The organism is Acidithrix sp. C25 (assembly GCF_904848545.2).
Window position 1 is genome coordinate 1,224,179 of the sequence record NZ_CAJHCI020000001.1, and the last position, 26,267, is coordinate 1,250,445.

The following is a 26,267-nucleotide window of genomic DNA, read 5'->3' on the forward strand; positions in this document are numbered from 1 at the left end:
AGTGGACAGGCCACTGCTTAGTTTATAAACTTCACTATCGATGTGGGAAATCTCGCGATTTAGTGAATATGTGCACCTGCACGGGGGAAAGGGAGCCAAACGATGGGTTCAGAAACTGAAGGCAATGAGATAATCTCAGATGGAGGAATTGGAAGGCGAAAATTTCTTGGCTTTGGAGTAGCGGCCGTTGGTGGCGCAGTTTTAGCAGCTTGCGGTAGTGGAACCTCATCGAGTACCACAACTGCCGCTGCAGCTGCTGGAACCACAACTTCAGGTGCACCAGCGCGCCAGACTGGACCGATTGTCATTGCAGGTCCTCAGGATAACTCAGGGACCACCACTATTTTGATCAATCAGTGGAACAATGCCAACCCAGACACTCCTGTGACCTTCCAGACAATCCCGCCAGTGACCAACGACGTCTATAATCAATACGTAACGGCTTTAGCTGGTGGGGCATCTACTCCGGACATATTGACGATGGACGTTACCTACCCAGGCACCTTCGCTGAAGCGGGATGGGTTACACCACTTGATCAATATGCAAGTGCGGCATTCCAATCGGCATTTATCCCAACTGCTCTAAATATAGGCAAGTATAAGGGTAAGCTCTATGCAATTCCACAATCGATCGATGTCGGCCAGCTCTACTACCGAACCGATCTATTGACAAAGTACAATGAGACCGTTCCGACGACCTACGCGGAACTAGTTCGAATTTCACAAAAGATTCAAACTGCCGAAAGGGCAACCAATCCTAACTTCTGGGGTTACGTCTGGGAAGGCGCACAGATTGAGGCTATTGTCGATGAATTCTGTGAGTACACCTGGGGTTACGGCGGAGAAATCTCCTCCGGATCCAAGGTTACCCTAAATACTCCAGCCGGGAATAAGTCGCTACAGTTTCTCTATGACACCGTCTATACTACCAAGATTTCGCCTCCTGGAACCTCTACAATGAAGCCAAACGATGCTTTGGTATTGATGCAAAATGGTAATGCTCTCTTTATGAGAAACTGGACTTATGCCTATACGCTGGCCAATAGTCCAACGCAATCCAAGGTACCTGGTAAGGTCAATAATGCTCCTCTTCCTGGTCTGACCAATGGAAGCGGCCATGGCTGCACCGGTGGCTGGATGTATAGCATCAACGCTAAGTCAGCTCGACCAGAGGCGGCTTGGAGAGTAATCCAGTATCTAACCTCCCAAGCCCAGCAGATTCAGCTCACCTCCGGAGCTGGCCTTTTATCTGCTCGAAAAGATGTTCAGACCGATACACAACTAGTGCTCAAATCACCAAATCTAAAGAATCTACCTACGATTCTTGCAAGTGCTAAAGCCCGTCCATCGATTCAAAACTACCCTGCAGTCTCAGCTACGCTACAAGCTCCGCTCAACTCGGTAATGGCGAACCAATCTTCGGTCTCAGCAGGACTCGCAGCGATGCAAGCAGCAGTAGCTAGCGCAGTAGTCGCCTAACAAATAAGTTCCCCCTCACGGTGACACCCCCAAAGACTCCCCAGTTACGCGTCCAAAAGGTTGCGAACTGGGGAGTCTTTGTTATGGATGAGATCTTTTATAAAGCGAACCTTGGCACAGAGAAAATGCCCCCTTGATTCCCCAGCCTAGGCAGCGGAATCAAGGGGGCTATACAAATAGGATCTCTCTAATTATCTAAAGATGAAAGATCGAGATACTAGGTCTATCTATTGGCGATCTGGTGAATTCCTACATTCATCGTCGCTGGTTCTCCTCCAAGAACAGTATCAATCTCAAAGGCCAAGATCTCAGTGATTCGATCTTGCGACTCATAGGTCAACCCCGCCACATGAGGTGAATGAATCACTTTGGCATGGGAATTCAAAGGATGCAAAGCAGGAGGCTCACTAACTCGAACATCTAGGGCTGCCCCAGCTAAATGGTCGTTGTCAAGGGCTTCAAGAAGAGCATCCTCATCTACCAAGCCACCTCTTGATGAATTGATCAGATAAGAGCCCCTCCGCATCTTAGATAAAAAGCCAGAACTAACCATCTTTGAAGTCCCTGGGGTAAGGGGGACATGTAATGAGATGAAATCACACGAGGCGAGCGTTTCTTCGATAGTATCTACCCTTGTGTCAACGCCCTCGATGAATCTATCGATTGGGATATTTGGATCATAGCCATAGACTTTCATGCCAATAGCATGGGCAATTCGAGCCGTCTCGCGTCCGGTGGCTCCAAGGCCGATAACCCCCCAAGATCGATCTTGAAGTTCAAAGCCAAGGCGCCTATCCCAACCTCCCTCTTTTGTCTTGAGATCTTGGCTGATAAGGTTTTTGGAAAAGGCAAAGGCCATACCAACGGCGTGTTCACCTACACTTGTGGCATTTGCTCCCAGGGCAGCTACCACAACAACACCTGCCTCATTAGCTGCAACAAGGTCGATATTGTCGAGACCGACACCAGCTCTGGCGATGACCTCTAACATTGGAGCGGCAGCTAGGAGGTCTCTAGTAACTTGGGTCCTATTGCGAATTACCAGCGCTCTGACGTTGCCAATGTAGTCTTTAAGGGCCGAATCATCCTCCCAAAGTTGAGGCAAGTAGGTGATGGTTAGTCTCTGACCAATCTCATCAAATGCACTACCCCAAACGTCTTCAACCACCAAGACGTCCATGGGTAGCGATGACGTCGACTCTTGCGACTTCTCATTCAAGGCGATAACTCCTTATTCAATTGCACTCCAAGGGGTTTTCATCTAATGCCCTAGAGAGCTGGTCTATTCCTATCTCTATGCTAATCGTCAATTTTGGCCAATTGGTCTTACCACTGCTAGGATTAAACCACAAATAATTACCATACCCCGGGGGTAAAATGCAATCAAATTTTTCCGAGTCACAATCGGTCGCCAAAGCACTTCTATGCGAATATGGATTAAGTCCAGAGGTGGCAGAACGATCCTCACATGAGATAACTATGGCGGACGCCTGGGGTCGCGGCTCTCATGGATTGCTCCGCCTCCCCCACTACCTTAGGCGTCTCAAAGCAGGCGGAATCAACGCTAAGGCAGAACTTAGCGTGATAAAAGAGACTGGAGCCGTCCTTGCTCTCGATGGCCATGGTGGGATGGGCCACTTCCAAGCCCATCGAGCTAGCGTTCTAGCCACCCAGCGAGCACAAAGATATGGTGTTGGAGTCGTCTCAGTCGCCGACTCCAACCACTGTGGCGTCTTGGGACTATATGTTTTAGAGATGTTAGAGCAAGGGCTGATTGGATTGGCTTTCACAAACGGTCCAGCTGTCATGCCGGCATGGGATGGAAATCGACCACTCCTTTCGACTAGCCCCCTAGCTGCTGGAATTCCAAGTCAGCCACGACCAACCATTATCGACATGGCAACCTCAACTGTCGCACGAGGTAGAATCGCCCAGGCAGCAGCCGCCGACGAAGAGATCCCAGATGGCTGGGCCTTCGATTCCAACGGGATCCCCACAAACGATCCCAAGATAGCGCTAAATGGGATGTTGGCTCCAATGGCTGGAGCCAAGGGCTTTGCGTTAGCTTTGATGGTCGAGGCACTCACTGGCGGTCTAGTCGGGCCATCCCTCTCAACACAGGTCGCTGATCCGCTCTCTTTGGATGCCATAGCTACTCCGCAACGATTGAGTCACCTTCTCATGGCGATCGATCCAAGTGCCTTTGGGATAGATAGCTCCTCAACCGAACGCCTAAACGAGATGGCTCATCAAGTTGTATCTTCCAACGGACGCCTTCCTGGTGCAGGTCGACCGCTACCCAATGAGATAACGCCACAGACAAAGATCCAAATCGCGGACTCGGTGGCAAACGAGATAGTCCAAATGGCAAAAACAGCAAATATCGAGTTGCCACCGAGTTGGGATCTAGCTCTTTAGTCAAGCACTCCAAGAGCCACTAGGGCGACTCTCAAGGTCTCAATTTGCTGATCCTGGGCCGTTCTAGCTGGCTTGGCGGGCGTCGCTCCACAAAGGCCCATGAGCGAAAGGGCCGCCTTCCACCCTGCCGGAAAACCCGGGACTCGACAGGCTTGGACGATTCTAAGTAGTCGTGCCTGATCTATGCGAGCCTTGTCTAGGTCACCACTCTTACTAGCTAGATGAAGATCTACCACCAATCTTGGCACCAAATTAACCGATGCAGCAATTGTCCCAGAACCACCCACCAAGTTACATGCACTAAGCATGGTATCAGAGCCTGTTAGGACACTAAAGTTCTCCGGCTCTAGCAAGGTCACCTGATCACAAACGCTAGAAAAGTATTCAAAGTCCCTACTTGAATCCTTGATTCCGATAATGTTTTCATGCCTCGCCAGCTCACCAACGATCACTGGAGCTACAGCTACCTTGGTCATTTGAGGGATGTTATAGATCACTATTGGAAGCGGCGACTCGTCTGCCACCCTAAGGAAGAAGTCTTTGGTAGCATTTGCATCTAAGGGATAGTAAAACGGGGGTGGCACCAAAGCACTAGTTGCACCGACTTCGTGGTATGCAGCCAAATCGGCCATTACATCACCAGGCGTAACACTAACGGTAGCAGGGATGAGGTGAAGCTCTTGGCCAATTTGTGCCCTTACGTGGCGGGTCACACCAATGCGATCCTGACGGTCAAGCAGGGGTCCCTCTCCGGTTGAACCAACCGGACAGATTCCATCTGCGCCTCCGCTCACCATGTGAGCCACAAGACTCTCAAGCGAGTCGTAGTCTATAGTTCCATCTAAATTCAACGGGGTAGCCAAGGCTCCCAAAACGCCCTCGGGCGCCTTTTTTAATTGCTTCACCTGATCAAATTCCTTTTCTTAAACAAATTTCGTTCGCCACCTGTGCAAGTTAGGTCCGTCATCTCACACCACATCAAACCCACGCCCTATCGAATAAGCTCGCCTAACTTTCAAAAAGCCAACTCTTTCTAATTGTGCATCTAATTGTGCACATCTAATACTTGCGGATCTAATACTTGCGCGCGACTAATGTCGCCAGCCAATCTACAAAGACACAGGGCGAACAAATGGTCCGATATCCTCCCAAAAACAGGAGTTAGTCGGAGATTACCATAGGTCATCAACTAAAAGGCCACCCAATGGGTTTCTTACGATCCAAAATCCTCGCGCTACGACCACTTAGATACCCAAGGCGATCTTTAGTTTTTACCCCTTCGAAAGCGAATTAAAGTTACGTCCGACTTCCAAAAGAGGAAAATGGATCGGGATCCCTAGAGAGGGAGCGGCCCCCATCCACCACCAAATTCTCCCCTGTGATAAAAGATGAAGCTGGTGAAACCAGGAATAAGACGCCATTAGCAATGTCGCGGGACGATCCCATCCTCCCCAACAGTGTGGGAGCCTTCTCGGTGGTACCAATGTTCGAAAGAGCACTCTGTGTAGAAGGAGTGGCAATGGCTCCTGGCGATATAGAGTTCACCCTAATTCCATGGGGAGAAAGCTCAACCGCTAAAGCCTTGGTGAGTGAGATGATGCCGCCCTTAGTTGCAACGTAAGAAACATAGGTTGCAACTGGAAGCGACGCTTGAATAGCACCGAGATTGACGATAGCGCCACCTTGGCGCTCGATCATCGATCGGGCCACCAATTGAGAAAAATGCCAGGTAGCACCTAAGTTAGTGGCTAGGATTCTCTCCCACTCATCGATTTCGATCTCTAAAAAACTAAGGCGGGACCCATGATCGGCGGCGTTATTCACTAAGATGTCAATCTCACCCAAAGCCCCCTTAGCGCGATTGTAGATCTCGATACGCTCGGGCGAAGTTGCTATGTCGCCAACAAAGCTACTAGCTACTCCGCCAGCCTCTAGGATCGCCCCAACTGTAGCATCAGCTCCAACCTGGTCCCGATCAACGACGGCTACCTTAGCTCCGGCCATGGCTAGCGTCATCGATATAGCTGCACCGATACCTCCACCTCCACCGGTTACCAGAGAGACTTGAGAGTCAAGGAGGTTATTCATGTCGATCTCCTTGGTACGTCAGATCCTCTACGTCCGCGAAGAAAATCAAAGTCCGCTCCTGTCTCGGCCCCCATCACATGAGTGCGATACAAGCTGACATAACCGCCGCTATCATCTGGGTTAAATGGGGAATTTTCTTCTCTACGTTTGAGCAACTCCGCCTCAGATACCTCAAGTGACAAAGTTCTATTTGGCACATCTAAAAAGATCGAATCGCCATTTTGGACCAGACCAAGAGGACCGCCACTAGCCGATTCCGGCGCTACGTGCAGTACCACTGTTCCAAAAGAGGTACCACTCATTCTCGCATCAGAGATTCGAACCATATCCCGAAGGCCCTGTTTTACTAGTGACTTTGGAATTGCAAGATTGCCCACCTCGGGCATTCCGGGATAGCCCTTTGGGCCCGCGTTTCTAAGGATCAAAACGCTGTTTGGATCCACGATAAAATCTTCCTGGTCGATCGTAGAGTTGTACTCTTCAATTGAGTCAAAGACCAAAGCTGATCCTCGATGAACACAAAGATTTGGATCAGCGGCCGAAAGCTTTAGGACTGCCCCGTTAGGAGCTAGATTCCCAAAGAGAACTACACTCCCATTCCCAGGCGGTAAAAGAGGTGCATCCACCTTTCGAATTACCGTTTGATTCCAATTCTTAGCATTAGCTATATCTTCACCAAGTGTCCTAGAAGAAACGGTCCGTGCCCCAAGATGCAAAAACTCCGAGATCTCGCTCAGAAGGGCAGGCAGACCACCAGCACCATGGAAGTCTGCCATTAGAAAACGGCCACTCGGCTTTAGATCTACAAGGGTCGGAATCGCCAAGCCCAGCCGATCAAAGTCCTCCAGCTCTAGGTCGATCTCAGCGCGACCGGCAATTGCCAAGAGATGAATGATGGCATTTGTTGAGCCACCCAAAGCGACATTGGCAACTATCGCATTTTCAAAGCTCTCGCGACTAAGTATCGAAGAAGGGCGAAGATCCTTAGCTACCAGTGAGACGATCTGCCTACCTGCCAATTGTGCAGCGCTTCTTCTAGCACCATCTGTCGCTGGAATTGTGGAAGTTCCACTTGGAACGAGTCCAAGCGCCTCAGCCAAACAGGCCATCGTAGAAGCTGTACCCATGGTGGTACAATGGCCCACACTTCGAGAGACACACGCCTCCGAGGAGACGAAGTCCTCCTGGGTCATCACTCCTGCGCGGACGTCTTCGGAGAATCGCCAAAGATCGGTCCCAGAGCCCACGGTCTCACCACGAAAGACTCCGTTCATCATCGGTCCGCCGGTCAAAATAATCGTCGGGAGATCGACGCTTAGGGCACCCATGATCGCAGCTGGAGTGGTCTTATCACAGCCGGTAAGGAGAACCACTCCGTCTAGAGGATTAGAACGAATCAGCTCCTCGATCTCCATGGCTGCGAGGTTGCGATATAGCATCGCGCTAGGGCGCATAAGGGTCTCACCGAGAGCCATGGTTGGAAATTCAAAAGGAAAACCACCCGCTTCGTAGATTCCAGCCTTTACCGACTGGGCAAGATCATGGAGATGGGCGTTACATGGAGCTAGATCAGACCAAGATGCCCCAATTCCTATGACGGGTTTCCCAGAGAACATATCATCGGGAAAGCCCTCTGATTTAGTATGTGACCGATGATAGAAGCCCAGCTTACCGGTTTGGGCGAACCAATTCGAACTGCGTAGTTGATCGCTCACTTTTCCTCGATGCCTATAGAGATATATTTGGTCTCTAGATATTCTAAGAGACCGTCATGGGCTCCTTCACGACCGAGTCCACTACCTTTGAGGCCACCCATTGGGGAGTAGACCACCGACGGAAGTGGATGGTTCAACCCCAAAATACCAACCTCTAGCTTTTCGGCTAGGCGCCAAATTCGACTTTGATTATTCGTATAGGCATAACCCGCTAAACCCATCTTGGTATCGTTTGCCCGATGGATAACTTCGTCTTCGTCTGAAAAAGAAAATACTCCAGCAATTGGACCAAAGACCTCTTCTTTGGCGAGAGCAGAGTCAAAAGCCGCATCAACTAAAAAGCCAGGGCGCATAAAGTTAGCGCCATCAGGAACAATCGGAGATTCACCTAGAAAACTAGCACCACTATCAAGAGCATCTCTACAAATTCGATCGACATCACGAACCCGACTACTATCAATCAACGGACCTAGGTCGACTCTTTCGTGCCCTAGGGGATCACCAATTCGCATCGAGGAGGTGAGCTTTGCGAGCCTCTCGCAGACCTGATCCATAATGGAGTCCTCCACAAAGACACGATTTGCAGCAATACAAGACTGGCCATTATTTCTAAACTTAGCGATAGCTAGCCCCTCAATGGCTCGATCTATATTGGCATCGCTAAAGATGATATAGGGGGCATCTCCCCCAAGTTCAAGGGCGCATCTAACGATTCGGTTAGAGGCTTGACGCATAAGGGCCGACCCAACCGGAGTGGAGCCAGTAAAGCTGATCACGCCTATGCCATCGTGGTCGATTAGCGCATTGGACTGTATTGATGCTGGGCCATAGATAAGGTTCGCCACTCCTGGGGGAAGACCCGCATCGACTAGAGCTCTAAATAGCTCCCCAACAGCCAAGGGTGCCTTTTCGGACGGACGAGCCACTACGGTGCATCCAGCAGCCAGCGCCGGAGCCACCTTTCGAGCTTGAATCGAAAGGGGGAAGTTCCAAGGAGTCAACGTTGCAGCTACACCAATTGGACGCGAGATCGAAAGTTGTTTGCGGCTCCTATCTTCACTAGCGAAGACCTCACCTTGAGGACGGCGAATCTCTTCACTAAACCATCTGAAATATTCGGCACTAAAGCGAGTCTCGCCGATCCCCTCTGAGAGGAGCTTGCCGGTCTCTAAAGACAAAAGCGCGCCTATCTCATCGGCGCGCTCGAGAATCAATTCGTATGTTCGCCACAATATATCAGCTCGATAGCGGCTCGAGGTATTAGACCAACTCTCAAATGCCGCTGTTGCTTGGTCGGCGGCACTTTGAGCTTCGCTGACACCACCGTAGGCGATCTGAGCAATAACACTATCATCTACTGGGTTGGTGACCTCTCGAAGATTGGAGGCGAACGAAGGAACCCATTCGCCTCCAATCAACATCGGAACTACCGCCCCCGCATCTAAAAGTGCGCGAGTTGTAATTGCCATATTTATGCGCTCCGATAAAGTTTCGTAATCACGAACTCTTTGTGGCCAATCGCCTCAGCAGCTGTAAGGCGACCGTTGATGGTTCGATCGATCAACTCCATGATCTGATCCCCCGCCTCTTTTAGGCCATAATCACGGCGCAAAAGGCCAGAGACGTCTAAGTCTATGTGCTCTGTCATCGTACTAGCAGTAAGAGGATTGGCGGTGATCTTGATTACGGGCTCGATTGGGTTGCCAATAATATTGCCCTGTCCAGTTGGAAAAAGGTGAATCACGGCTCCCGCAGCGGCCATAAGGGTGATGCATTCCGCAGCGGCCGAAGAGGTATCCATGAAATTTAAGCCTTGAACACTAGGTGCAACCGCGGGCTCAAGGGCATCTACTACTGGCACCGAACCGGTCTTAGCAATATTTCCCATCGCCTTCTCCTCAATGGTAGATAAACCACCTCTGATGTTGCCCTGGGTAGGTTGCGAACCCAATAGATCTACGCCTTGTTCTTCTACCGTAGCCATATAGTCGTCGAAGAAAGCCATAAACTTATCCCTTACAGCGTCATTGATACAACGCTTGGCGATAAGATGCTCTCCTCCTGTCAGCTCGGTGGTCTCTCCAAATAAAACAGTTCCACCGGCGGCCACAGTGCGATCAACAGCCTGAGACGTCGTAGGGCAAGCCCCGAGGCCACTTGTGGTATCGGATTCCCCGCACTTGATTGACATCATCACTTCATGTCGTTCAACAGGTGTTCTTTGAATCTCGCTGGCATCCTGGAGAAATTTAGCAGCCATACGAGCTCCTGAAGCGATAGTGTTGAGATCTCCATTTCGCTCGATCGAGAGGCGCCCAACTGGCTTTTGAGTTAAGGCAATGCCATCGGCTACCCGATCGGTCCACGATGGTTCAATACCAACTACGACCACAGCCGCGACATTTGGATTTGCGCCAGTTCCAATTAGGGTTCGGAAGGTAAGTTCTAGATCCTCTCCAAATTGAAGACGACCATAGGAGTGAGGTATCGCTATCGTCCCTGGAACCAGTGCGGCGATTCCCTCAACCGCTGCGTTCGAGAGATCATCGACGGCTAGGATCACCACATAGTTACGAATACCTACAGCGCCATTTGCGCGACGAAAACCGGTTAGGCCTTGATTTGCCATCTATTGCTCCTAATGTTATGGATGTGGACCAACTCTCCAACTTCGATCTCTTGGCGAGAGGATCCGATAATCTCTCCGTACTCAATAATTTGGGCATCCGCCGGAATCTGCACTAAAGCAACTTTGTGTCCGAGCGGAATTGGCTCTGCAACGGTAATATCTCTTTGATCCTCAGAGTCAAGAAACGCCAATCGGGCAGGCCCGACTTCAACATCTCTCACCGCGATAGCCACGGAATCCCCCGCTAGATGGGCCAATAAGGCCAATTCATCACTCATGTGTCACCTCAGTGTCTAAGTTTGGTTTCAAGGTATGACCTCTGTCCAATAACCTTAGCCTCTGATTTGCATTCTGTCAATTGAAATGACTGACTCTTTTAATAGCAACTCTCACTCGGGCGATTCCACCCCACGTATTCTGAGCAAAGCGGCCTCCCGCGCTCCAATGATATGTGAGGAACATGCAATTCGAGCAGCTTCGCCATCATGATCTCGGATAGCTTCAAAGATCGCCCGATGGTCTTGACGAGAGCGATCAAGACGACCCGGAACAGTCAGCGTGGTTTCCATACCGGCAGCCATCATCTCCTGTAGGATCCCAACAGTCTGCAGGAGAAAGCGGTTCTTGGCGATTTCAACTATCATTAGATGAAAACCGGCATCTAATTCGGCAAGACGCCCATAATCGGTGGGCTGAGTTCTGATCTCTTCCTCTGCCTCAAGTGCTACGCGAAGGCGTTCTATCTCTTCATCGGTCGCGCTATTTGCAGCCCAACCGGCTGCCGGTGCCTCAAGTACATTTCGCATGGCGTAGAGCTCTGTCATGGAAACCTCTTGATTTGCGAGCCGGATTCTCATAACCTCATCGGCGCTTGCGTTGACAAAGACACCCTGACCATGGCGAACTACTACTCGACCATGTGCTTCAAGGGTTTTCACAGCCTCCCGAAGTGCTGGTCGAGAGACCCCTAGGAGTCTCGCTAAGTCCCGCTCAGAGGGAAGACGTGATCCTGCAATTAAATTAGATTCATCGATTATCTGTTCAATTCGCGAGACGATCTTCTCGGTTAGATGGCCCGTCTCTTTGATGGGCCGCCAGATGGTATCCATTGCTTCCTCCGGGTCGCTCTTTGGGCTAAAGTCAAAATAAGAAAGACCTAGCGTTGACGATTATCTCTTGAACCAAATCGGACTGAATTGACCTCTACCGGGGCGCCAGCCAGTGGACAACATATCAGATTCGCATTCATTTCGGCCCCCTCATATAGCGTCTTACCACTTGATCTTTGTAGCAATCTATCATCTAATCGCCTATTTGAATGATTTTCGCCATTCTAGGACTTTAAATACAAACTGTCATTGTCAATATAAATTATCCTCTATGCTAGCATTTGCATAACGCAAGTGGTAAGAACTCTTAACTGCTTAGCAAAGAATTTTCGCCATGGGGGGCGAAGCTTCGCGAAGGCGAAGGTGGGCAATGAGGAGATTTCAATGGCAACAGTCACCATGGAGAAGCTGACCAAGGTCTATCCGAACGGCCAAAAGGTTGTCCACGGTTTAGATCTAACTATCGGAGAGGGTGAATTTGTTGTCTTGGTTGGCCCCTCCGGATGTGGTAAAACCACTACCCTAAGAATGGTCGCCGGTCTCGAAGAAATCTCCGATGGCACCCTTAGAATCGGAGATAGAGTCGTAAACGACCTACCCGCTCGGGAGCGGGATATTGCTATGGTCTTTCAGAACTACGCTCTCTATCCCCACATGACGGTGGCTCAAAATATTGGCTTTGCACTCAAATTAAAAAAGACCTCCAAGGATGAGATAGCAAGGGCAGTCACCAATGCGGCTGACGTCCTTGGCCTAACGGAGCAGCTCGATAAAAAGCCGGGACAGCTCTCGGGAGGACAACGTCAACGAGTGGCCATGGGTCGAGCGATAGTTCGAGATCCTGCAGTCTTTCTCATGGACGAACCCCTCTCCAACTTAGATGCGAACCTTCGCGTTAAAATGCGTGCAGAGGTCTCTAGAGTCCAGCGAAAACTCGGCGTTGCCACACTCTATGTAACCCACGACCAAGTGGAAGCAATGACCATGGGCGATAGGGTTGCAGTCATGCATGCCGGAGATCTTCAACAGTGCGATCATCCACAAACGCTCTACTCAAAGCCAGCAAACCTCTTTGTAGCTAGCTTCATCGGCTCACCTTCGATGAACATCTTTGAAGCTGGCCTCTCCGAAGATGGAACCTACTTCGCCATGGGCGGTCAACGTCTCGAACTTGACCCTATGGGCTATAGTGAAAATCTCAGAAAATATCGAGGCAAAAAGATTGCAGTTGGCTTTCGTCCTGAAAACTTATCGGTAGCAACAACAGCACAAGGACCTGCCAAATTGAAGGTTCAAATCGACCTGGTTGAGGCACTGGGTTCTGAACTACTGGTCTATTTTAGATTTGATGCTAAGGCGATCAAAGTTGCTGGTGCAATTGCAGAGGAAGAGGATTTGGGCGACATTGAAGTCGGCGTTGAAAAGGGAGCCGGCATTGGCCTTGGCGTAGCTCGCATACCACCCTATTACCAATTTCAACAGGGGCAAACTCTGGAACTAAACCTTGACACCCAAAGAATTCACTTCTTTGATATCGCAACAGGCGATGCAATCTAAGACCCTAGATGCAATCTAATACCCAAAGTGCTAGAGCGATTGAGAGACTCTCCCGTTGTTGATTGAGCAGTTATCTGAGCAGAACCAGCGCCATCCATTAGAAGATATTGCTAGCTGGAGCTATTGGAGATATGTTCGATAGGCAAACGCCCATGGCTCCTATAGTTAGCCATGGGCGTTCCTCCAGGCAAACACTGACCCAATGGGTTCAAGTCGGATCGCAAAAAAGTAAGATCGCTAACTGGTTTGATAGTGGCCGAAACCTCATAGGCTCATCGTCGCCCCAAAGATGGCAGTCGATATGGCGCTTCCTCGTGACTTTGGTATCACCGCTTCCACTTTAGAAGTCGAACCCAATCCAATTGGGCCATGCCTAAAGACGAGCATGCCTTGCGCCGTCCAATTATCTAAAGGTTGAGGTTACTGAAACAACCAAGCTCAAGAGGCGATACGTGCCAGACTATGGCCGTTAATTTGAAGTTCAAACCTTATATTTTAGGAAATCACAGTTACACTAGAGATAGAGATTATTGAGACCAAAGCCGAGTTGGGAGAATCTCCCTTTTGGGACCAAAAGAGTCAATCACTCTTTTGGGTCGACATCGACGGCTCCAGTCTAAATTGTCTCAGTGGAGACCACGAAAACCACAACATTGCGACCTTCAAGGGCAAATGTACGCCCGCAATTCCACAAACAAGCGGTGGTTTCTTAGTCGGCGTTGACCTCGATCTATTGCACCTCCAAACAGATGGCTCCACCGCAAAACTATGTAGCGCGCCAAGCGGAGATAGATTCAACGACGGAAAGTGTGACCCCTTGGGACGATTTTATATCGGGACCCTCTCCTATGCTAGAACTCCTAAAGCGTGTGGTCTATATCGTTACGAGGCTGATAATGGGCTAGTGCCCGTAATAGAGGATGTAACACTCTCCAATGGAATGGGATGGAGTCCCGCTGGAGATGAGATGTACTTCATCGATACCCCAACCCGACAACTAAGAGCATTTGAGTACGACTTATCGAGCGGTACCATAGGGGCCACTCGAATCGTGGTGGACTTTGGTGAATTGCCAGGAAACCCCGATGGCCTTTGCGTCGATAGCGAAGGAGGAATCTGGGTATCTATGATCCGTTCTGGGGATCTTCGACGTTACCACCCAAATGGAAGCCTTGATAGTCTTATCAACCTTGGGTACATTGGTACAACAAGTTGCTGCTTTGGCGGAGAAAACCTTGAAAAGCTCTACGTCACAAGTGGAGCATTTCTGATTCCAACCGACCAAAGACAAGACTACCCAACAGCCGGATCAATCTTTGTTCTAGAACCAGGGGTCCAGGGTCTGCCCAGTGTCGCTTACAGCGGCCTCTAAAGTACTGGGGCCCCAGAGGCAGTTTTATGGTGGTGAAAGAATAGCGGCATAGAAAATCCAATAGTTGGAAGCGCCATCAACAAAAACATAGTTGAGATACCAAAACTAGCAGATAAAAGGCCGATGACAAATGGCCCAGTCAAAGAGATCAATCCAGTGGTAGCCGAGAGAATTGAATTTCCCTTTGCGAGCTGATCCGGAGTAGCCGACTCATTCAAAAGGTTGAGCGCCAGCGGATATGTGAGGCCATGAGGTATCCCAAGAAGTCCCATTGCAACTACAAACCATAGAGAACTTCCAGCCAACCCAACTATAACGACACCCAAAATCGTCAAGATCGCTGCACCTCTAAGCCAAGTTTTATCTCTATTTTTGGTTGGATGAAATAACAAGACCGCCCGTGAGATAAACGAAACTAAAAAGAATGAAGTCAATGCCTCTTGTGAAAAGGCCGCACTGGCACCAAAGCGGGTGCGAGCCAAGATTGCACCAAAGTTGATTATTGCGACAAATGGAAACTGGTACAGGGCAAGGCTAAAGACTGCGTCGCGAAAGTCTCGCTGTCGAAAGAGCACGTAAGCTCTTTGGCCCGCGGATGACCCTGAAGAAGGCTGATCTTTGGTGCGACCCAACTTTAATATCCCAAGGACAGATCCCACAGCTGCCAATGGCACAAAGAAAGCGAGCGCAATGCGCAAAGAATCGTGACTTGCGCGCAGGGCGCCTGCCTCGATTAGCGGACCAATGGCGAGGCTCAAGCTGAGTGCAACAGTAAAGGCAACTGCGCCTCGCTTGGAGGAAACCGATCCTAGGGTTGCTGATGAGCTCGCTAGCGCAGGCATTACTATCCCACCGCTAATTGCCAAAAGCAAGATAGAGGCTATCAATTGGAGATAGGTGTGGGAAAAGACAAGAGCCAAGATTCCAAATGGAAATGCAATCAAACCACCAACAAAGATGTAACGGCTAGATCCTCGAATGGATGCTATAAAAATATTGGTAACAACACTTGCGCCACCCCAGATCGTTGCAACCAAGCCAATCTGGCTAACACCAATTCCAAGCAGGTCGTGACCGATCAATGGCATAGTGGTCTGTGCTGCGTTCTGGCTAGCTCTAAAGAGGCCGGTAACGATCAGGTAAGTTGCAATAATTAAGATCTCTTGACCAGATAACTCTAAGAGACGCCGCACTGAAGCAGCTATGCCTCTTGTCTCTTTCACTTGATCTCCAAGGATAGACGAACAGAAAAGGGAAAAAGGCACAAGTGGTAACTTGACAATGAGAGATTAGCCACTCGGCCCAACTTCGACTTCCATCCTAGTGGTAAGGACAGTTACCTTAGCTGTGCGATTCGTCACAAAAGAGATTCAAAGACGTCGCAAAGATCCACTCCAAAAAACAATTCGTACCCAAATTCATCAATGCCATAGCCACTTCTGTTCTCACAGTTACTCGATTTGTCTGTATCGATACCATTTGGGCCCTGAACCCACAAAAGGGCGGATATTTTCTATCCTCATAGCAGCGCCATGGAAAACTGCGTCGGCAACTATACGGGCCAAAGCAAGACACAATAGGAGTTGTGGGCTGTGGGTAGGATCTCCAGAACGATCATAACAGCTGGTCTCTAAGGATCAATTCGTTTATGGCATTCTTCTTATCCTCGATCGGTTTTCGCCAGGATGAAAGCTTGGCAATGGGAATCGCGTTCTTTACCAACGAAAAGTTCGCCGCGATAATCGCAAGCACCTAAGTTTTTGTATAGTTTCAATGACTTGGTGCGCCTGATGAGAAACGAAGTCACCCAGACAGATCGTATGGACTTTGTGAATCACCTCACGCCACCAATAACAGCCGTAATTGAGAAATAAACCCCTAGTGAGCCCCATATCCTTCCGATGTACAACACGGGCGAAAGTGATCCGTCTTGCCCGACCAAAGTTGATCTTGCGGATGGACATTCCCAGGAAGCGTATGGGGAGTCAACCCATTCGATTTGAAGTATTTGGCATTTTCGGTCTCAATAGCCTTTGATCAACTGTAGTCAAGTCCCTTCGTCACACTAATGGCCTCACCGCGAAGTCATTGATTCCGGCGTTAGGCTTGGGGCACAGGTGTCGGCAACATTTCATTGACTGTAATGGCGGGCACTAATATTGTTGTCTTCAAAATGAGTCACTTCGTCGGCTCGGAGGATGAGCCACCTGTCGTCAATCCTTCCTGGGTGATTTAGGTACAGGGCTACATACCTCGATAGAACGAGCCTCGACCTCGCGCCTTAAATTCAAATGCTGTACACGAAAATGGCAATCTAAGATTCAGAGCAGTAATCGAATTACAGCTGGACCAAAGGACCTTTTTAAAGTTCGGACGATTGAGCGTGACCGATTTCGATCCCCATCAAACAAATTGTGCAGTTACCGTGGATTACGTATCCAATCCTTCACTTGGCGGTTGGCGCAAACTAAACCTCGAACACACGGATCAATACGATCGGAGATTTCCCTTCAGCAACTACGAGCATTCCCGTTCAATTTACCAAGCTTTGATCAGGTCATCTGGGCCAAATTTGAACGCAGCGTTGACGTTTGGCCCCACCCCACTACGGCTAACAGCGATTAACGGCGTATCTTTGCTAGCGCCCGGAACCTGAAGAGTTGCGGCAGCTAGAGCGTTTAGATCGCCGTTGTCAAAAGGTTCGGTTTCAAGCCACTTTATTGAGCCTGCAAAGGTAATCACCTTCGCTAAGGGATTGCGGTCGGCGCCGATGATATCAACCTCAGGGACGTTAGTTCGGGTCCAGTATCCGCCTACGGCTTCCGCAACGAGGCCATCAAGTGGAAGAAGTCGGGCCAGAGACTCCCTAACTATCGGCTCTATTGCTCGCCCTCTCCAAGAGGTCCAGCTAGCTTTTATTCGCGCCAACACCCGATCGGAGCGTCCACGTTCGATTTCCGCTAGATGAGGTCCAATGAAGGTAAGCCAAAATCTCAGGTAGGGATCATCGACGCGATATCTTGCCTCTTTTGAGGGCTTGGTCGATAATGGAACCTCTCGAATGACAATTCGCTTCGCGGTAAGTAGTTCAAGTGCTCGGGAAGCACTAACTGCTTGGAGCCCACCGGCAGCACGCGAAATATTGGTAAAGGTCGTCTCCCCTGCCCCGATCTTTCCTAAAACCTCACGGGCTAATGCTTCTACCGGGAACTCGGCGGCCAAAGACCGTTCTGCACTGACGATCAGAGCTGACGTTGTCTCTGAGAGCGCCCCTTCGAGGTAATCCCACATAGGAAGACCTACAGGCCAATCGTCACAGATGAGTGGAAGTCCCCCGGTGATAAGGTAGGAGTCGAAAGCCGATGTTTCATCAGGTGAACCAACGATTTGTGCCGTCTCGAGTGGTGACAGCGGCGGGATTATCATCTCGGTTCCCCGCTGGTAGAACGCCCGGTCATGAGAGTTCAGAGCCTCCATCATAGCGAGGTCAGAACCGACCAAGATCAGCAGAACTGGCTTGTGGGATAGAATACGGTCCCACTGCTTTTGGAAGATAGCTTCGATACTCACATCTTGTTCGACAAAATACGGAAACTCGTCAAAGATCACAATGCTCGGAGTGTCGTGCGGCAAAGTCTGCCCGAGCAATCGCAGTGCAACATCCCAATTATCCAGGTGAGTACCTCTGAACAGATCAGCATTCGGAAGATTCGACTCCACGACCGCTTCTGCAAACAACTCCAGTTCATGGCTTCGCTGGCGCGATGCCGTGAAATAGAGCGTCGGTATCCCCGAACGGTTGGCAAAGACCTCCACCAGTCGACTCTTGCCAACCCGACGTCGACCACGCATGAGTATGCAACGTCCCGGAAGATCGGTATTAATCTCTGACCGAATACGCCCTAGCAATCGATCAAGCGAATTCAACTGAGTCTGACGACCAACAAAGCCCGGCATAATACCTCACAAGCGTATAATTTATGTTACTAACATTAATGTAAGTAACATAAATGTTAGTATCTAAAGGATTGTTTTTCGTACATTAACGCACCAACCGCTATGAATGCAGAGAACTGGCTTTCACCAAAGCGTCAACGCGGACCTGGAATCTACCTTCCCTGGGTCAAGTCTCCAAGGTGCAACTTAGCTCTCAAGCATCTCCAACAGTGCGAACTTCGACCTTGCATCAAGCTGATTTTCATGAAAGACGCTGCTCAAAAAGTCGAGGGCCTCTTGCGCGGAGCGAAAGTTGCAGTCGTGTACACAACACCGCAACATGCGCAAACCGTAGCAGTGCTCGAGCGACCTACGTAACAAGTATCGAGTGCCTTCCGAAGGAATCACAACATTCTCACTGGATCTAGTAACAAGGTTTACAAAAGGCTGCGGTGCGACATTCGCTCCCCATTAGCACAGGAACGTTAATGGGCGCAGAGACTGTAACTGCCGCTAGGCAGAATAATAATGGTGACTTACAAAGGTGCTACAGCAATGAAAACAGCAAAGGGAGTGGCAAATTTCAGTTCGCCCTTTCCCGACCGCACCTCTCTCAGGTAACAGTGGGAAGCTGAACTTACCACCATCAATCGGGCTCAGAAGGGGAGTTACATGTCAGTTCCATCCACTTGGTTTGAACGAGACCTTCCGATACTTGAAGCCATCATCGAGCTTCTCAATGAGAAAAGGCCCCATAGTTTACTCTCAATAAACGAGGTCGCCGAGCACTTGTCCAGATCAAAAGAGGAAGTCTACGCAGCTGCTCACGCTCTCGGAGAGGAGTACATCACTCTCAGAGAGTTCCTTACTGGAGGAGACCCTGGACCCTACTTAGTCACGGCGGTCACATCAGCCGCACGGCGCGCATCCGGGCAGTGGCCATCCGAGGAGTTAGTGATTGAATCTCTAATTCGTGGCGTTCAAATTGCTATTGAATCGGAAACGGATCCTGAAAAACGTTCCAAACTTAAGCAGTTCCTTGACTCAGCCGTGGGCGTTAGTCGAGAAGTATTGGTCGGCATCCTAACGACGACTTTGACACAAAAAATTGGTGGCATTTAGGCAGCAACTAGTACTACATTCTTCCTACACCAACGAAAGACGTACTGTCACTTTGGAGATTATTGGCACATGAATTTGAGCGATTTACGTGAACTTCCTCTGATGCAAATTTGGAGACGCCATCATTGCGCCAGGCGACTTCGAAAAATACAACGCCTTGAGCAATTGGTCGGAAATCGCAATCGGCGTACTAAAACGTCGCCCTCACTGCCAACGAACGATTCAAAACGATCTAATTTAAGCTTTAGTCCACGAAGGGCTACCGATGCTCATCGACTTATTCGACACTTTCGATTTGCATGGCTGGAACTACCTGATAGTTACAACACAATTGACCGCTGCTAATCCAAAGTCGGACTCTAGTCCACTCTCGATGGCGACTCGACGGCGAACCCCGCTTCGCCAGCTGCTGCACATAAACGCAGATCATATGCAACAAAATATGAAAGTGAGCTACCAATTGAGATCGCACTTGCCAAATGAATCGAATCCAAACTTCGTAACTCGTATGGTTTTAGGTCAGAAGCAATATTCAAGACATTGCTAGTTATCGGGATGCTACCAATGCCAGATAAAAGAGATCGGGCAAAGGGAGTCAAAGTATCGTCGAGTCGGTTGCACGCTCGAATCAGCTCAACGTGAGCTAGTTGACTAGTAACTTTCAAGGCATCTGCATTTATCGCGAGCCAATCTATCAGAGCCACACTTTCCTCCTCGTCGATGACCAACTTGACAAGGGCAGAAGTGTCCAAATAAATCATTCGAATCGCTCTTCACGCAGATCATTAAGTACATCAGCGGAAACGACACCCGGCGATAACTTGCGTCGATGCTTAGGGATTTGAAATTGATTGACAGGTGGAATTATTTGGCCCCTTGCGACGAGCCCTTCGAATCCGTCGGACTCTCGATAGGGAGAAGAAATAAGTGCTACCAAAGCTCCTCGCGCGGTAACTTCAATAATTTCGCCGCGCTTCACTTGCTCTAGATACTTACTGGCATTCTGCCGCAACTCTTTAACACCAATCCTAATCATATAGATAAAGTAGCACATTAAGTGCTACTTTATCTGAAAGTTGATATATTGAGATTCAAACCAGAGATATCTAAAAACGAACCCTCTTGAATCGATCAGCATTCAATATCGATCCAAGAAGCATCAGTTCCGCCTTTTCCATTGTCGGACGAATCACGTCAAGAATCGCTTGAAGACAGGCAAGCGCTCTCATTCCATGGCTTCCACGTAGGGTCCGGTCGTGAGAGCCTCCTGCACTAACATTTTCAGCCACCCTTCCTGTTACGGAAATCCCATAACAAATACAACTATTAATGCTCAAGCGATAAGATTTCAGATTCGCGTTGCGAGTACCTAAAACTAAATCTGTGGATTTCAGCGCGCCTAATAATCCGGATGATCGATCTGATTTCGTATGGCCGAATTTATCTCTCGTTAAGTAGGAGCACAAATCAAAATATTGCTGTAAATTCTGATCAGTGCCATCGAATCGACACGAGTAATTCAAAATAAAATCCGCGTTACACCTCACCCATCACGGACTCGAATCAGATAGCCTAGAAAATATCGACCTAAAGGTATCGAGGTAAAGTGAACATTGAAATTGCCCCTAGCGGACCTGCTCAATTCTCTATTATACGAAAAAGTCCAGAAGAATTGCTCGACGAATCAGTAGTTGCCGTAACATACAAACTTCAAAATTGGCCTGTCGTGTACCTACTCGACAATAGTAGAAAGATCTATGTTGGAGAGAGCGTCAACTTCCTTCATCGCTATCGCCAACACTCACTCAACCCGTCAAAGAACAAACTCGACCAGATTCGAGTAATCCTCGACGATTCGTTCAATAAGTCAGCATGTCATGACCTAGAGTCGAATTTGATACGGTACTTTGCCAGCGATACAAAATACGAAGTAATCAATCGAAACCTTGGACTTGTAGACGTCAACTACTTCAACAGGGATGCCTATCGCGAGCGTTTCAAGGAGATATACCGGCAACTTCAAAAGGAGGGGTTGTTTGACCTTTCTTTTGAAGAAATCGAAAATTCAGATACCTACAAGCTGTCACCATATACGACGCTCAACGACGGACAAAGCGACGTAACTGAACGCGTCATCTCAGCCGTCGTGGCCTCAGTCAAATCAGCTGCAAAGCGAACGCTAATAATTGAAGGTGGTGCAGGAACGGGAAAGAGTGTCCTACTAACGTATCTCGCCAAACTCCTTGTAGACGCGAACGAAGACCAGCAAGAAATTGATGAAATCGATGAATATGGCCCCTGGACTGACATGATCGGTCTCGGTGACGCAATCAAATCCCGAGGTCGCGAACTGAAGGTGGCAGTTGTTATTCCACAGCAATCATTTCGAGCGACTGTCAAGAAAGCTTTCGAAAGCATCCCAGGGCTTCAAAATCTCCCTATCTTTTCACCCCTAGATATTGCAAATTGCGACGACCACTTCGATGTAGCACTGATCGACGAAGGACACCGACTTCGAAAAAGAGCGAGTCACATGATGGGTGTTTACAATACACTCATCAGCCAGATCAATATCAAGCTTTATGGGTTCGACGATTATTCAAAAACTGAGATGGATTGGATGACAGAAAAATCCGATATCCAAATAACCTTCATGGATCCAACACAAAGAGTCCGTCCCTCTGATCTCTCGCTCGAGTACCAGAGCAGCATGATCGAAAAAGCCAAGGCAAATAAGGCCAACTTTCTCCTCTTAAAACAAGAAAGGCTTGGAACGGGAGGGGCCAAATACCTCGAACACCTCCAAAAGGTCCTTGTACCCACGCCAAGTAGAGAGAGCCGCCAGAAATTAATAGGCTACGATTTGAGGATCTACTGCGATCTTGCAAAGATGATTGAAGATCTAAATCGCCTCGAAATGTCAAATGGACGTTGTCGGCTCACATCTGGTTTTGGCTACAAACACTTAAGTAAGAGAGACTCGAAACTTTTTGATATCAAAATCGACGGCATACACCTCAAGTGGAATCGAAAGCAAACCGACTGGATTGAGTCCGTCATTGGATGCGACGAGGTCGGTTCTATTCACACAGTTCAGGGTTACGACTTAAATTACGCTGGCGTCATCTTCGCGCCAGAGATAGCCTTCGATCCAACAAGCTATCAGTTTCGATTCATAAAAGAAAATTATCACGATAGGAAGTCCAAAGAAAACAACAACTTCCTAAATGAAAGCTATGACGACCGATATCACCTCGATCTTGTCCTAAATATTTACAAGGTTCTGCTCTCTAGGGGAACACTAGGAACATTCATCTATTGCGTCGACAACGGAGTACGGAACTTCCTTCTTGAGGCCTTCTACATGGAAATCACCCAGTGAAATCGAACAAAATGCAACCGAAATAAAAGACCAGTGGAAGGCTCCCATTTAATTGATCCGCTACTAATGTGAGCTTTGTATCCATAATGTAGATGGAGGAAATTATTGTGAAGTCCAAAAGGCATACCCCAGAACAGGTGCGCAAGAAGATCGCCGAAGGGGACAAGATGCTAAATGACGGTGCAACCATAAGTGAAGTTGCCCGCAGCTTTGGAGTTACCGAGACAACCTGGTACCGATGGAAGAGTACCTACGCTGCATTGAAAGGAACCAAAGTAAAGCTTACTCATTGAACTTGAATCTAAAGAACCGTCGTCTAAAGAGCATCGTTGCCGACCTAACTCTTGATGTCTCCATGCTCAAGGAGGTGACGATAAGAAATTTCTAACCCCGAATCGTCGTCGTATGGTAGTTCACAAACTACAGATACGATTCGGGGTTTCTAAAGAGACGAGCCTGCAAAGTAGCAAGTCAAAATCGTTCTACGCAGCGTACCGTAGCACCTGAACGCAAAAGTGCAGATCTAGACGAAGAGATCACGCAACTCCTTAGAACGTTTGTCCTAGAACACAAAGCTCAAGGTTACAAAAGAGCATATCGCTACGTCATAGACAAGGGATACCATGTCAATATCAAAAAGGTAAGGTCTCTTTGGCGACAAGCCGGTTTGAAAGTACCCTATAAGAAGAAGAGAAAGTCGACCGCTGGAAATCCAAACGTTTGGATTTCCTAAGCAACTACTTCGCCGCGCTCTGGGACGCCTAGACGCCGCGCTAGCGAGATTACACTTGTAATTACATCTTCCATGGCTCTTGGGTTCATCGAAAATATCTCAATACCGATCGGACATGCAGTTATAAGATCGCCGCTAAAGACAGCGCAAACTTCGCAGAGGTCTTGAGTGATCACGAGATCGGATTTGAGCTCCGCTAATAAATCTGCGTCCACTGCGTATATCGAGTGGCCTTTGGATGCTGACGCATTTACAGCCTATCTATTTCCAGGCTCGTCAATTTGGATACATCGATCTGAACTCTTGCTACTAAGGGTTTATCCATGATCTCAGGCGGCCAATTGCAATCCTCTGAGATGCCAACTAATGAGCTAAGCATCCCTAGATCAGCGATTATGTTTGTCGCGCTAGGAAGCAAGGAGATGATGCGAATAAAATAACAATAGCATTTGACGGCCGTGTAGTGGATCAAGGGTAAGTTCGCCAACTCCCAAGGAAGTCTCCTTCAAATGATTGTCAACGATTGCCAAGGTCCACTAGTCAGGCATAGCAAGGGGCAGTAGGCCTCGACCTCTCCAATTTAAGTATCTCCCACAAAGCCATATTTTAGAGCTCGACCACAAGAGCACTCTGGTGTTGGCACCCCTTGGACAGCTTGGCAAATAAACAAGGAGGGTCCTACCAGCCATTGGGGTTATCGAAAGATATAAAGGAGTCAAAATCACCCGATATGAAGATGAAAAAAAGAACTTGGGGGTCGCAGTTAGGAAGAATTAGGTCCGGGTCATCCAATTCAGCACTAATGGCTAAATACCCACTAGCAAAAGCTTCACAATTGAGAGTGGCCATCATCGACACGACGTAGCTGAAGGGCCAAATCGGAGATGACAAAAGATGCAAGGAAGATAGGGAGAAAGCTCTTGCCGGTGCATCGATAAGAGACGGTTTGACTCTCGGCAGCCTCAAACTTCTGAACGCGGCTGGAATTTCGACCATTGCGAAGTTGCAAGCTGTGGGGTCCGGGGACGATTTTAATCTCTGTGGTTGCATTCATTTTAACCAATCCCGCCAGTCGGCCATCGACTAAAATATCATAGGTACCCCTTCTAACTTCCGCCCCGATGGATTTATGCGTCATCTTCAGGGTCGCTGTCATCTTCGACCTCCCTTATCTGTCGGTCATGGGTCCGATCAAACCAATCATATCAAACTGAAGAACTAAAGAGATATTCCTTAATCCCAGTCGCCGTTACAAGTCCGGTTGGAAAACCACGCCTGATTTAGGTTCAATAACACCAAACAATCATCAGTTCGTTCAAGATCTTCTCTCGTCATGGTTATTTTTTGGGGTGCTTATTTGGGGCTCTTATTCGAATGGGGAGAGTAGGGTCCCAGCGCCCTATAATTTCGTTCCGCTAATAGCATTACATAGATAACAATTTGTGCCATGATTATATTGAACTCTATAAGGAGGCAATCATGGCACGGAAGACACAACGACCACCTCTGGTGCTTACCCAAGATCAGCAGTCAATGCTAAAAGATCTGGCTGGGTCGCGAACAGCTACGCTACGTGAGGTTGAAAGGGCCAAGGTTCTGCTTGGCTATGCAGAAGGCACACCGATCTCCGAATTGGCACGCCAGATTGGAGTGGGCCGCCCGATGGTTTACAAGTGCATCGATAAAGCACTTGCAAAAGGCGTGTTGATGGGACTAAAAGATACCTACCACCGTCCCTATGAACCAGAGATTACAGATGAGGCCAAAGCCTGGGTGGTAGCCATTGCCTGTACCAAACCAGTAGATCATGGACTTGCCGCAGAGCTGTGGTCGATATCTGGACTTGCTGGGTTTGTGTCTGGAAATGCCGATGCTGCTGGATTCCCACGTCTAGCAAAGGCGGGCAAGAGCACAATATGGCGCATCCTGGACGAGAACGAGATCAAGCCCCACAAGATTCGCTATTACTTGGAAAAACGTGATCCAGAGTTCGACCGCAAGATACAGGAGGTCCTGATGGTCTATTCCGAGGTGTCTATCTACGCTGAAGGCGAAGTTCAAACCGGAAGAACAAGTCCGATCTATAGCGTCAGCGTCGATGAGAAGCCGGGAGTCCAAGCCGTTGGACTTACGGCACCCGATCTGCCACCGGTGCCCGGTAAGGCACCAACGATAGGGCGTGATTATGAATATGTCCGTCATGGCACCGTGTCGATCCTGGCCGGGATCGACCTGCATTCAGGCCATATCTTTGCCAATGTGGAGGACCGCCACCGGAGTGTCGAATTTATCGGACTGCTAAAGACGCTCGATGAGTACTACCCAGAAGAGGCAACTATCCGTGTCGTATTAGACAATCATTCAGCCCATATTTCAAAAGAGACTATGGTCTACCTTGCCAGCCGGCCTGGGCGCTTCGAATACGTTCATACGCCCAAGCATGGCTCCTGGCTCAACCTCATCGAATCTGTCTTTTCCAAAATGAGTAGAACCTTCCTTCGCCACATACGGGTTGATTCCACAGATGAACTAAAGGAACGCATTCTGAAAGGTGTTGAGGAATTCAATGCTGCACCAGTCGTTTTTCGCTGGAACAAGTTCGATCTTGGAGTGGCATAACATGTATCTTGTTTAGTGGAAGGGAATACTAGTTCCAATCCCCATCGATGTTCACAGATAAAAGCACCCGGCAATCCACATCGAGCTTTATCAAACATACTTATCAAG

The 26,267-nt window shown here is 48.8% G+C and carries 24 protein-coding genes; 9 read left to right on the plus strand and 15 right to left on the minus strand.

The window, feature by feature from the left end; all coding sequences use genetic code 11:
- Positions 1 to 102 precede the first annotated feature (102 nt).
- A complete protein-coding gene (locus tag ACIDITHRIX25_RS91790) occupies positions 103 to 1,479 on the plus strand; it encodes an ABC transporter substrate-binding protein (protein WP_201732775.1) in 1,377 nt (458 codons plus the stop codon).
- A gap of 223 nt (positions 1,480 to 1,702) precedes the next feature.
- Here ACIDITHRIX25_RS91790 and ACIDITHRIX25_RS91795 read toward each other — a convergent pair whose 3' ends face one another.
- Positions 1,703 to 2,698 (minus strand): hydroxyacid dehydrogenase, encoded by a 996-nt coding sequence (locus ACIDITHRIX25_RS91795; RefSeq protein WP_052605939.1) that lies wholly within the window; start codon positions 2,696 to 2,698, stop codon positions 1,703 to 1,705.
- A 158-nt stretch (positions 2,699 to 2,856) separates the two neighbouring features.
- On the opposite strand from ACIDITHRIX25_RS91795, the gene ACIDITHRIX25_RS91800 reads away from it, so the two are divergent.
- A complete protein-coding gene (locus ACIDITHRIX25_RS91800) occupies positions 2,857 to 3,897 on the plus strand; it encodes an Ldh family oxidoreductase (protein WP_201732776.1) in 1,041 nt (346 codons plus the stop codon).
- Here ACIDITHRIX25_RS91800 and ACIDITHRIX25_RS91805 read toward each other — a convergent pair.
- From ACIDITHRIX25_RS91805 to ACIDITHRIX25_RS91835, 7 genes are all read right to left on the minus strand, one after another.
- The gene (locus tag ACIDITHRIX25_RS91805) at positions 3,894 to 4,802 is read right to left on the minus strand and encodes a dihydrodipicolinate synthase family protein (protein WP_052605937.1); all 909 of its coding nucleotides are present in this window, start codon (positions 4,800 to 4,802) and stop codon (positions 3,894 to 3,896) included. The genes ACIDITHRIX25_RS91800 and ACIDITHRIX25_RS91805 overlap by 4 nt on opposite strands.
- Positions 4,803 to 5,193: 391 nt before the next feature.
- On the minus strand, positions 5,194 to 5,985 hold the full coding sequence (locus tag ACIDITHRIX25_RS91810; protein ID WP_201732777.1) for an SDR family NAD(P)-dependent oxidoreductase: 792 nt from the start codon (positions 5,983 to 5,985) through the stop codon (positions 5,194 to 5,196).
- Positions 5,982 to 7,700: an IlvD/Edd family dehydratase gene (locus tag ACIDITHRIX25_RS91815; protein ID WP_201732778.1), complete on the minus strand. Its 1,719-nt coding sequence runs from the start codon at positions 7,698 to 7,700 to the stop codon at positions 5,982 to 5,984. The genes ACIDITHRIX25_RS91810 and ACIDITHRIX25_RS91815 overlap by 4 nt, the downstream gene beginning before the upstream one ends.
- Positions 7,697 to 9,169: an NAD-dependent succinate-semialdehyde dehydrogenase gene (locus ACIDITHRIX25_RS91820; RefSeq protein ID WP_201732779.1), complete on the minus strand. Its 1,473-nt coding sequence runs from the start codon at positions 9,167 to 9,169 to the stop codon at positions 7,697 to 7,699. The genes ACIDITHRIX25_RS91815 and ACIDITHRIX25_RS91820 overlap by 4 nt, the downstream gene beginning before the upstream one ends.
- Before the next feature lie 2 nt (positions 9,170 to 9,171).
- Entirely contained in the window at positions 9,172 to 10,329 is a 1,158-nt protein-coding gene (locus tag ACIDITHRIX25_RS91825) for a UxaA family hydrolase (protein WP_052605934.1), read from the minus strand.
- Positions 10,311 to 10,607 (minus strand): UxaA family hydrolase, encoded by a 297-nt coding sequence (locus ACIDITHRIX25_RS91830; protein WP_052605933.1) that lies wholly within the window; start codon positions 10,605 to 10,607, stop codon positions 10,311 to 10,313. Before ACIDITHRIX25_RS91830 ends, ACIDITHRIX25_RS91825 begins: the two co-directional genes overlap by 19 nt.
- Before the next feature lie 111 nt (positions 10,608 to 10,718).
- The gene (locus tag ACIDITHRIX25_RS91835; protein WP_052605932.1) at positions 10,719 to 11,438 is read right to left on the minus strand and encodes a FadR/GntR family transcriptional regulator; all 720 of its coding nucleotides are present in this window, start codon (positions 11,436 to 11,438) and stop codon (positions 10,719 to 10,721) included.
- A gap of 384 nt (positions 11,439 to 11,822) precedes the next feature.
- On the opposite strand from ACIDITHRIX25_RS91835, the gene ACIDITHRIX25_RS91840 reads away from it, so the two are divergent.
- Together ACIDITHRIX25_RS91840 and ACIDITHRIX25_RS91845 are read left to right on the plus strand one after the other, a co-directional pair.
- Positions 11,823 to 12,995 (plus strand): ABC transporter ATP-binding protein, encoded by a 1,173-nt coding sequence (locus ACIDITHRIX25_RS91840; RefSeq protein ID WP_201732780.1) that lies wholly within the window; start codon positions 11,823 to 11,825, stop codon positions 12,993 to 12,995.
- A gap of 547 nt (positions 12,996 to 13,542) precedes the next feature.
- Positions 13,543 to 14,367 (plus strand): SMP-30/gluconolactonase/LRE family protein, encoded by an 825-nt coding sequence (locus ACIDITHRIX25_RS91845; RefSeq protein WP_201732781.1) that lies wholly within the window; start codon positions 13,543 to 13,545, stop codon positions 14,365 to 14,367.
- Here the strand turns inward: ACIDITHRIX25_RS91845 and ACIDITHRIX25_RS91850 are convergent.
- Both ACIDITHRIX25_RS91850 and ACIDITHRIX25_RS91855 read right to left on the minus strand, forming a co-directional pair.
- Positions 14,364 to 15,590: an MFS transporter gene (locus ACIDITHRIX25_RS91850; protein WP_201732782.1), complete on the minus strand. Its 1,227-nt coding sequence runs from the start codon at positions 15,588 to 15,590 to the stop codon at positions 14,364 to 14,366. The genes ACIDITHRIX25_RS91845 and ACIDITHRIX25_RS91850 overlap by 4 nt on opposite strands.
- 1,315 nt (positions 15,591 to 16,905) lie before the next feature.
- Positions 16,906 to 18,324 carry an ATP-binding protein gene (locus tag ACIDITHRIX25_RS91855; protein ID WP_201732783.1) on the minus strand — a complete coding sequence of 473 codons (1,419 nt, stop codon included), beginning with the start codon at positions 18,322 to 18,324 and terminating at the stop codon, positions 16,906 to 16,908.
- A gap of 651 nt (positions 18,325 to 18,975) precedes the next feature.
- On the opposite strand from ACIDITHRIX25_RS91855, the gene ACIDITHRIX25_RS91860 reads away from it, so the two are divergent.
- Positions 18,976 to 19,425 (plus strand): hypothetical protein, encoded by a 450-nt coding sequence (locus ACIDITHRIX25_RS91860; protein ID WP_201732784.1) that lies wholly within the window; start codon positions 18,976 to 18,978, stop codon positions 19,423 to 19,425.
- A gap of 359 nt (positions 19,426 to 19,784) precedes the next feature.
- On the opposite strand, the gene ACIDITHRIX25_RS91865 is transcribed toward ACIDITHRIX25_RS91860, so the two are convergent.
- From ACIDITHRIX25_RS91865 to ACIDITHRIX25_RS91875, 3 genes are read right to left on the minus strand one after another with little or no spacing between them, the layout of a single operon-like run.
- Positions 19,785 to 20,186 (minus strand): type II toxin-antitoxin system VapC family toxin, encoded by a 402-nt coding sequence (locus ACIDITHRIX25_RS91865; protein ID WP_201732785.1) that lies wholly within the window; start codon positions 20,184 to 20,186, stop codon positions 19,785 to 19,787.
- Entirely contained in the window at positions 20,183 to 20,479 is a 297-nt protein-coding gene (locus ACIDITHRIX25_RS91870) for a type II toxin-antitoxin system Phd/YefM family antitoxin (RefSeq protein ID WP_349632136.1), read from the minus strand. The genes ACIDITHRIX25_RS91865 and ACIDITHRIX25_RS91870 overlap by 4 nt, the downstream gene beginning before the upstream one ends.
- A 52-nt stretch (positions 20,480 to 20,531) precedes the next feature.
- Positions 20,532 to 20,714, minus strand: a complete 183-nt coding sequence (locus tag ACIDITHRIX25_RS91875) for a hypothetical protein (protein WP_201732787.1) — start codon at positions 20,712 to 20,714, stop codon at positions 20,532 to 20,534.
- Positions 20,715 to 21,031: 317 nt separating this feature from the next.
- On the opposite strand from ACIDITHRIX25_RS91875, the gene ACIDITHRIX25_RS91880 reads away from it, so the two are divergent.
- From ACIDITHRIX25_RS91880 to ACIDITHRIX25_RS91890, 3 genes are all read left to right on the plus strand, one after another.
- Positions 21,032 to 22,807, plus strand: a complete 1,776-nt coding sequence (locus tag ACIDITHRIX25_RS91880) for a DUF2075 domain-containing protein (protein WP_201732788.1) — start codon at positions 21,032 to 21,034, stop codon at positions 22,805 to 22,807.
- 107 nt (positions 22,808 to 22,914) lie between these two features.
- Positions 22,915 to 23,100, plus strand: coding sequence for a transposase (locus tag ACIDITHRIX25_RS91885; RefSeq protein ID WP_201732789.1), 186 nt, complete (start codon positions 22,915 to 22,917; stop codon positions 23,098 to 23,100).
- A gap of 242 nt (positions 23,101 to 23,342) precedes the next feature.
- Complete coding sequence (locus tag ACIDITHRIX25_RS91890; RefSeq protein ID WP_201732964.1) at positions 23,343 to 23,540, plus strand: IS3 family transposase; 198 nt, start codon at positions 23,343 to 23,345, stop codon at positions 23,538 to 23,540.
- Here ACIDITHRIX25_RS91890 and ACIDITHRIX25_RS91895 read toward each other — a convergent pair.
- Positions 23,537 to 23,755 (minus strand): TroA family protein, encoded by a 219-nt coding sequence (locus ACIDITHRIX25_RS91895; RefSeq protein WP_201732790.1) that lies wholly within the window; start codon positions 23,753 to 23,755, stop codon positions 23,537 to 23,539. The two genes, ACIDITHRIX25_RS91890 and ACIDITHRIX25_RS91895, sit on opposite strands and share 4 nt — an antisense overlap.
- Positions 23,756 to 24,369: 614 nt before the next feature.
- Positions 24,370 to 24,696 carry a hypothetical protein gene (locus tag ACIDITHRIX25_RS91900; protein ID WP_201732791.1) on the minus strand — a complete coding sequence of 109 codons (327 nt, stop codon included), beginning with the start codon at positions 24,694 to 24,696 and terminating at the stop codon, positions 24,370 to 24,372.
- Positions 24,697 to 25,019: 323 nt separating this feature from the next.
- Between ACIDITHRIX25_RS91900 and ACIDITHRIX25_RS91905 the strand changes: the two genes are divergently transcribed.
- Positions 25,020 to 26,159, plus strand: coding sequence for an IS630 family transposase (locus tag ACIDITHRIX25_RS91905; RefSeq protein ID WP_201732792.1), 1,140 nt, complete (start codon positions 25,020 to 25,022; stop codon positions 26,157 to 26,159).
- Positions 26,160 to 26,267 lie beyond the last annotated feature (108 nt).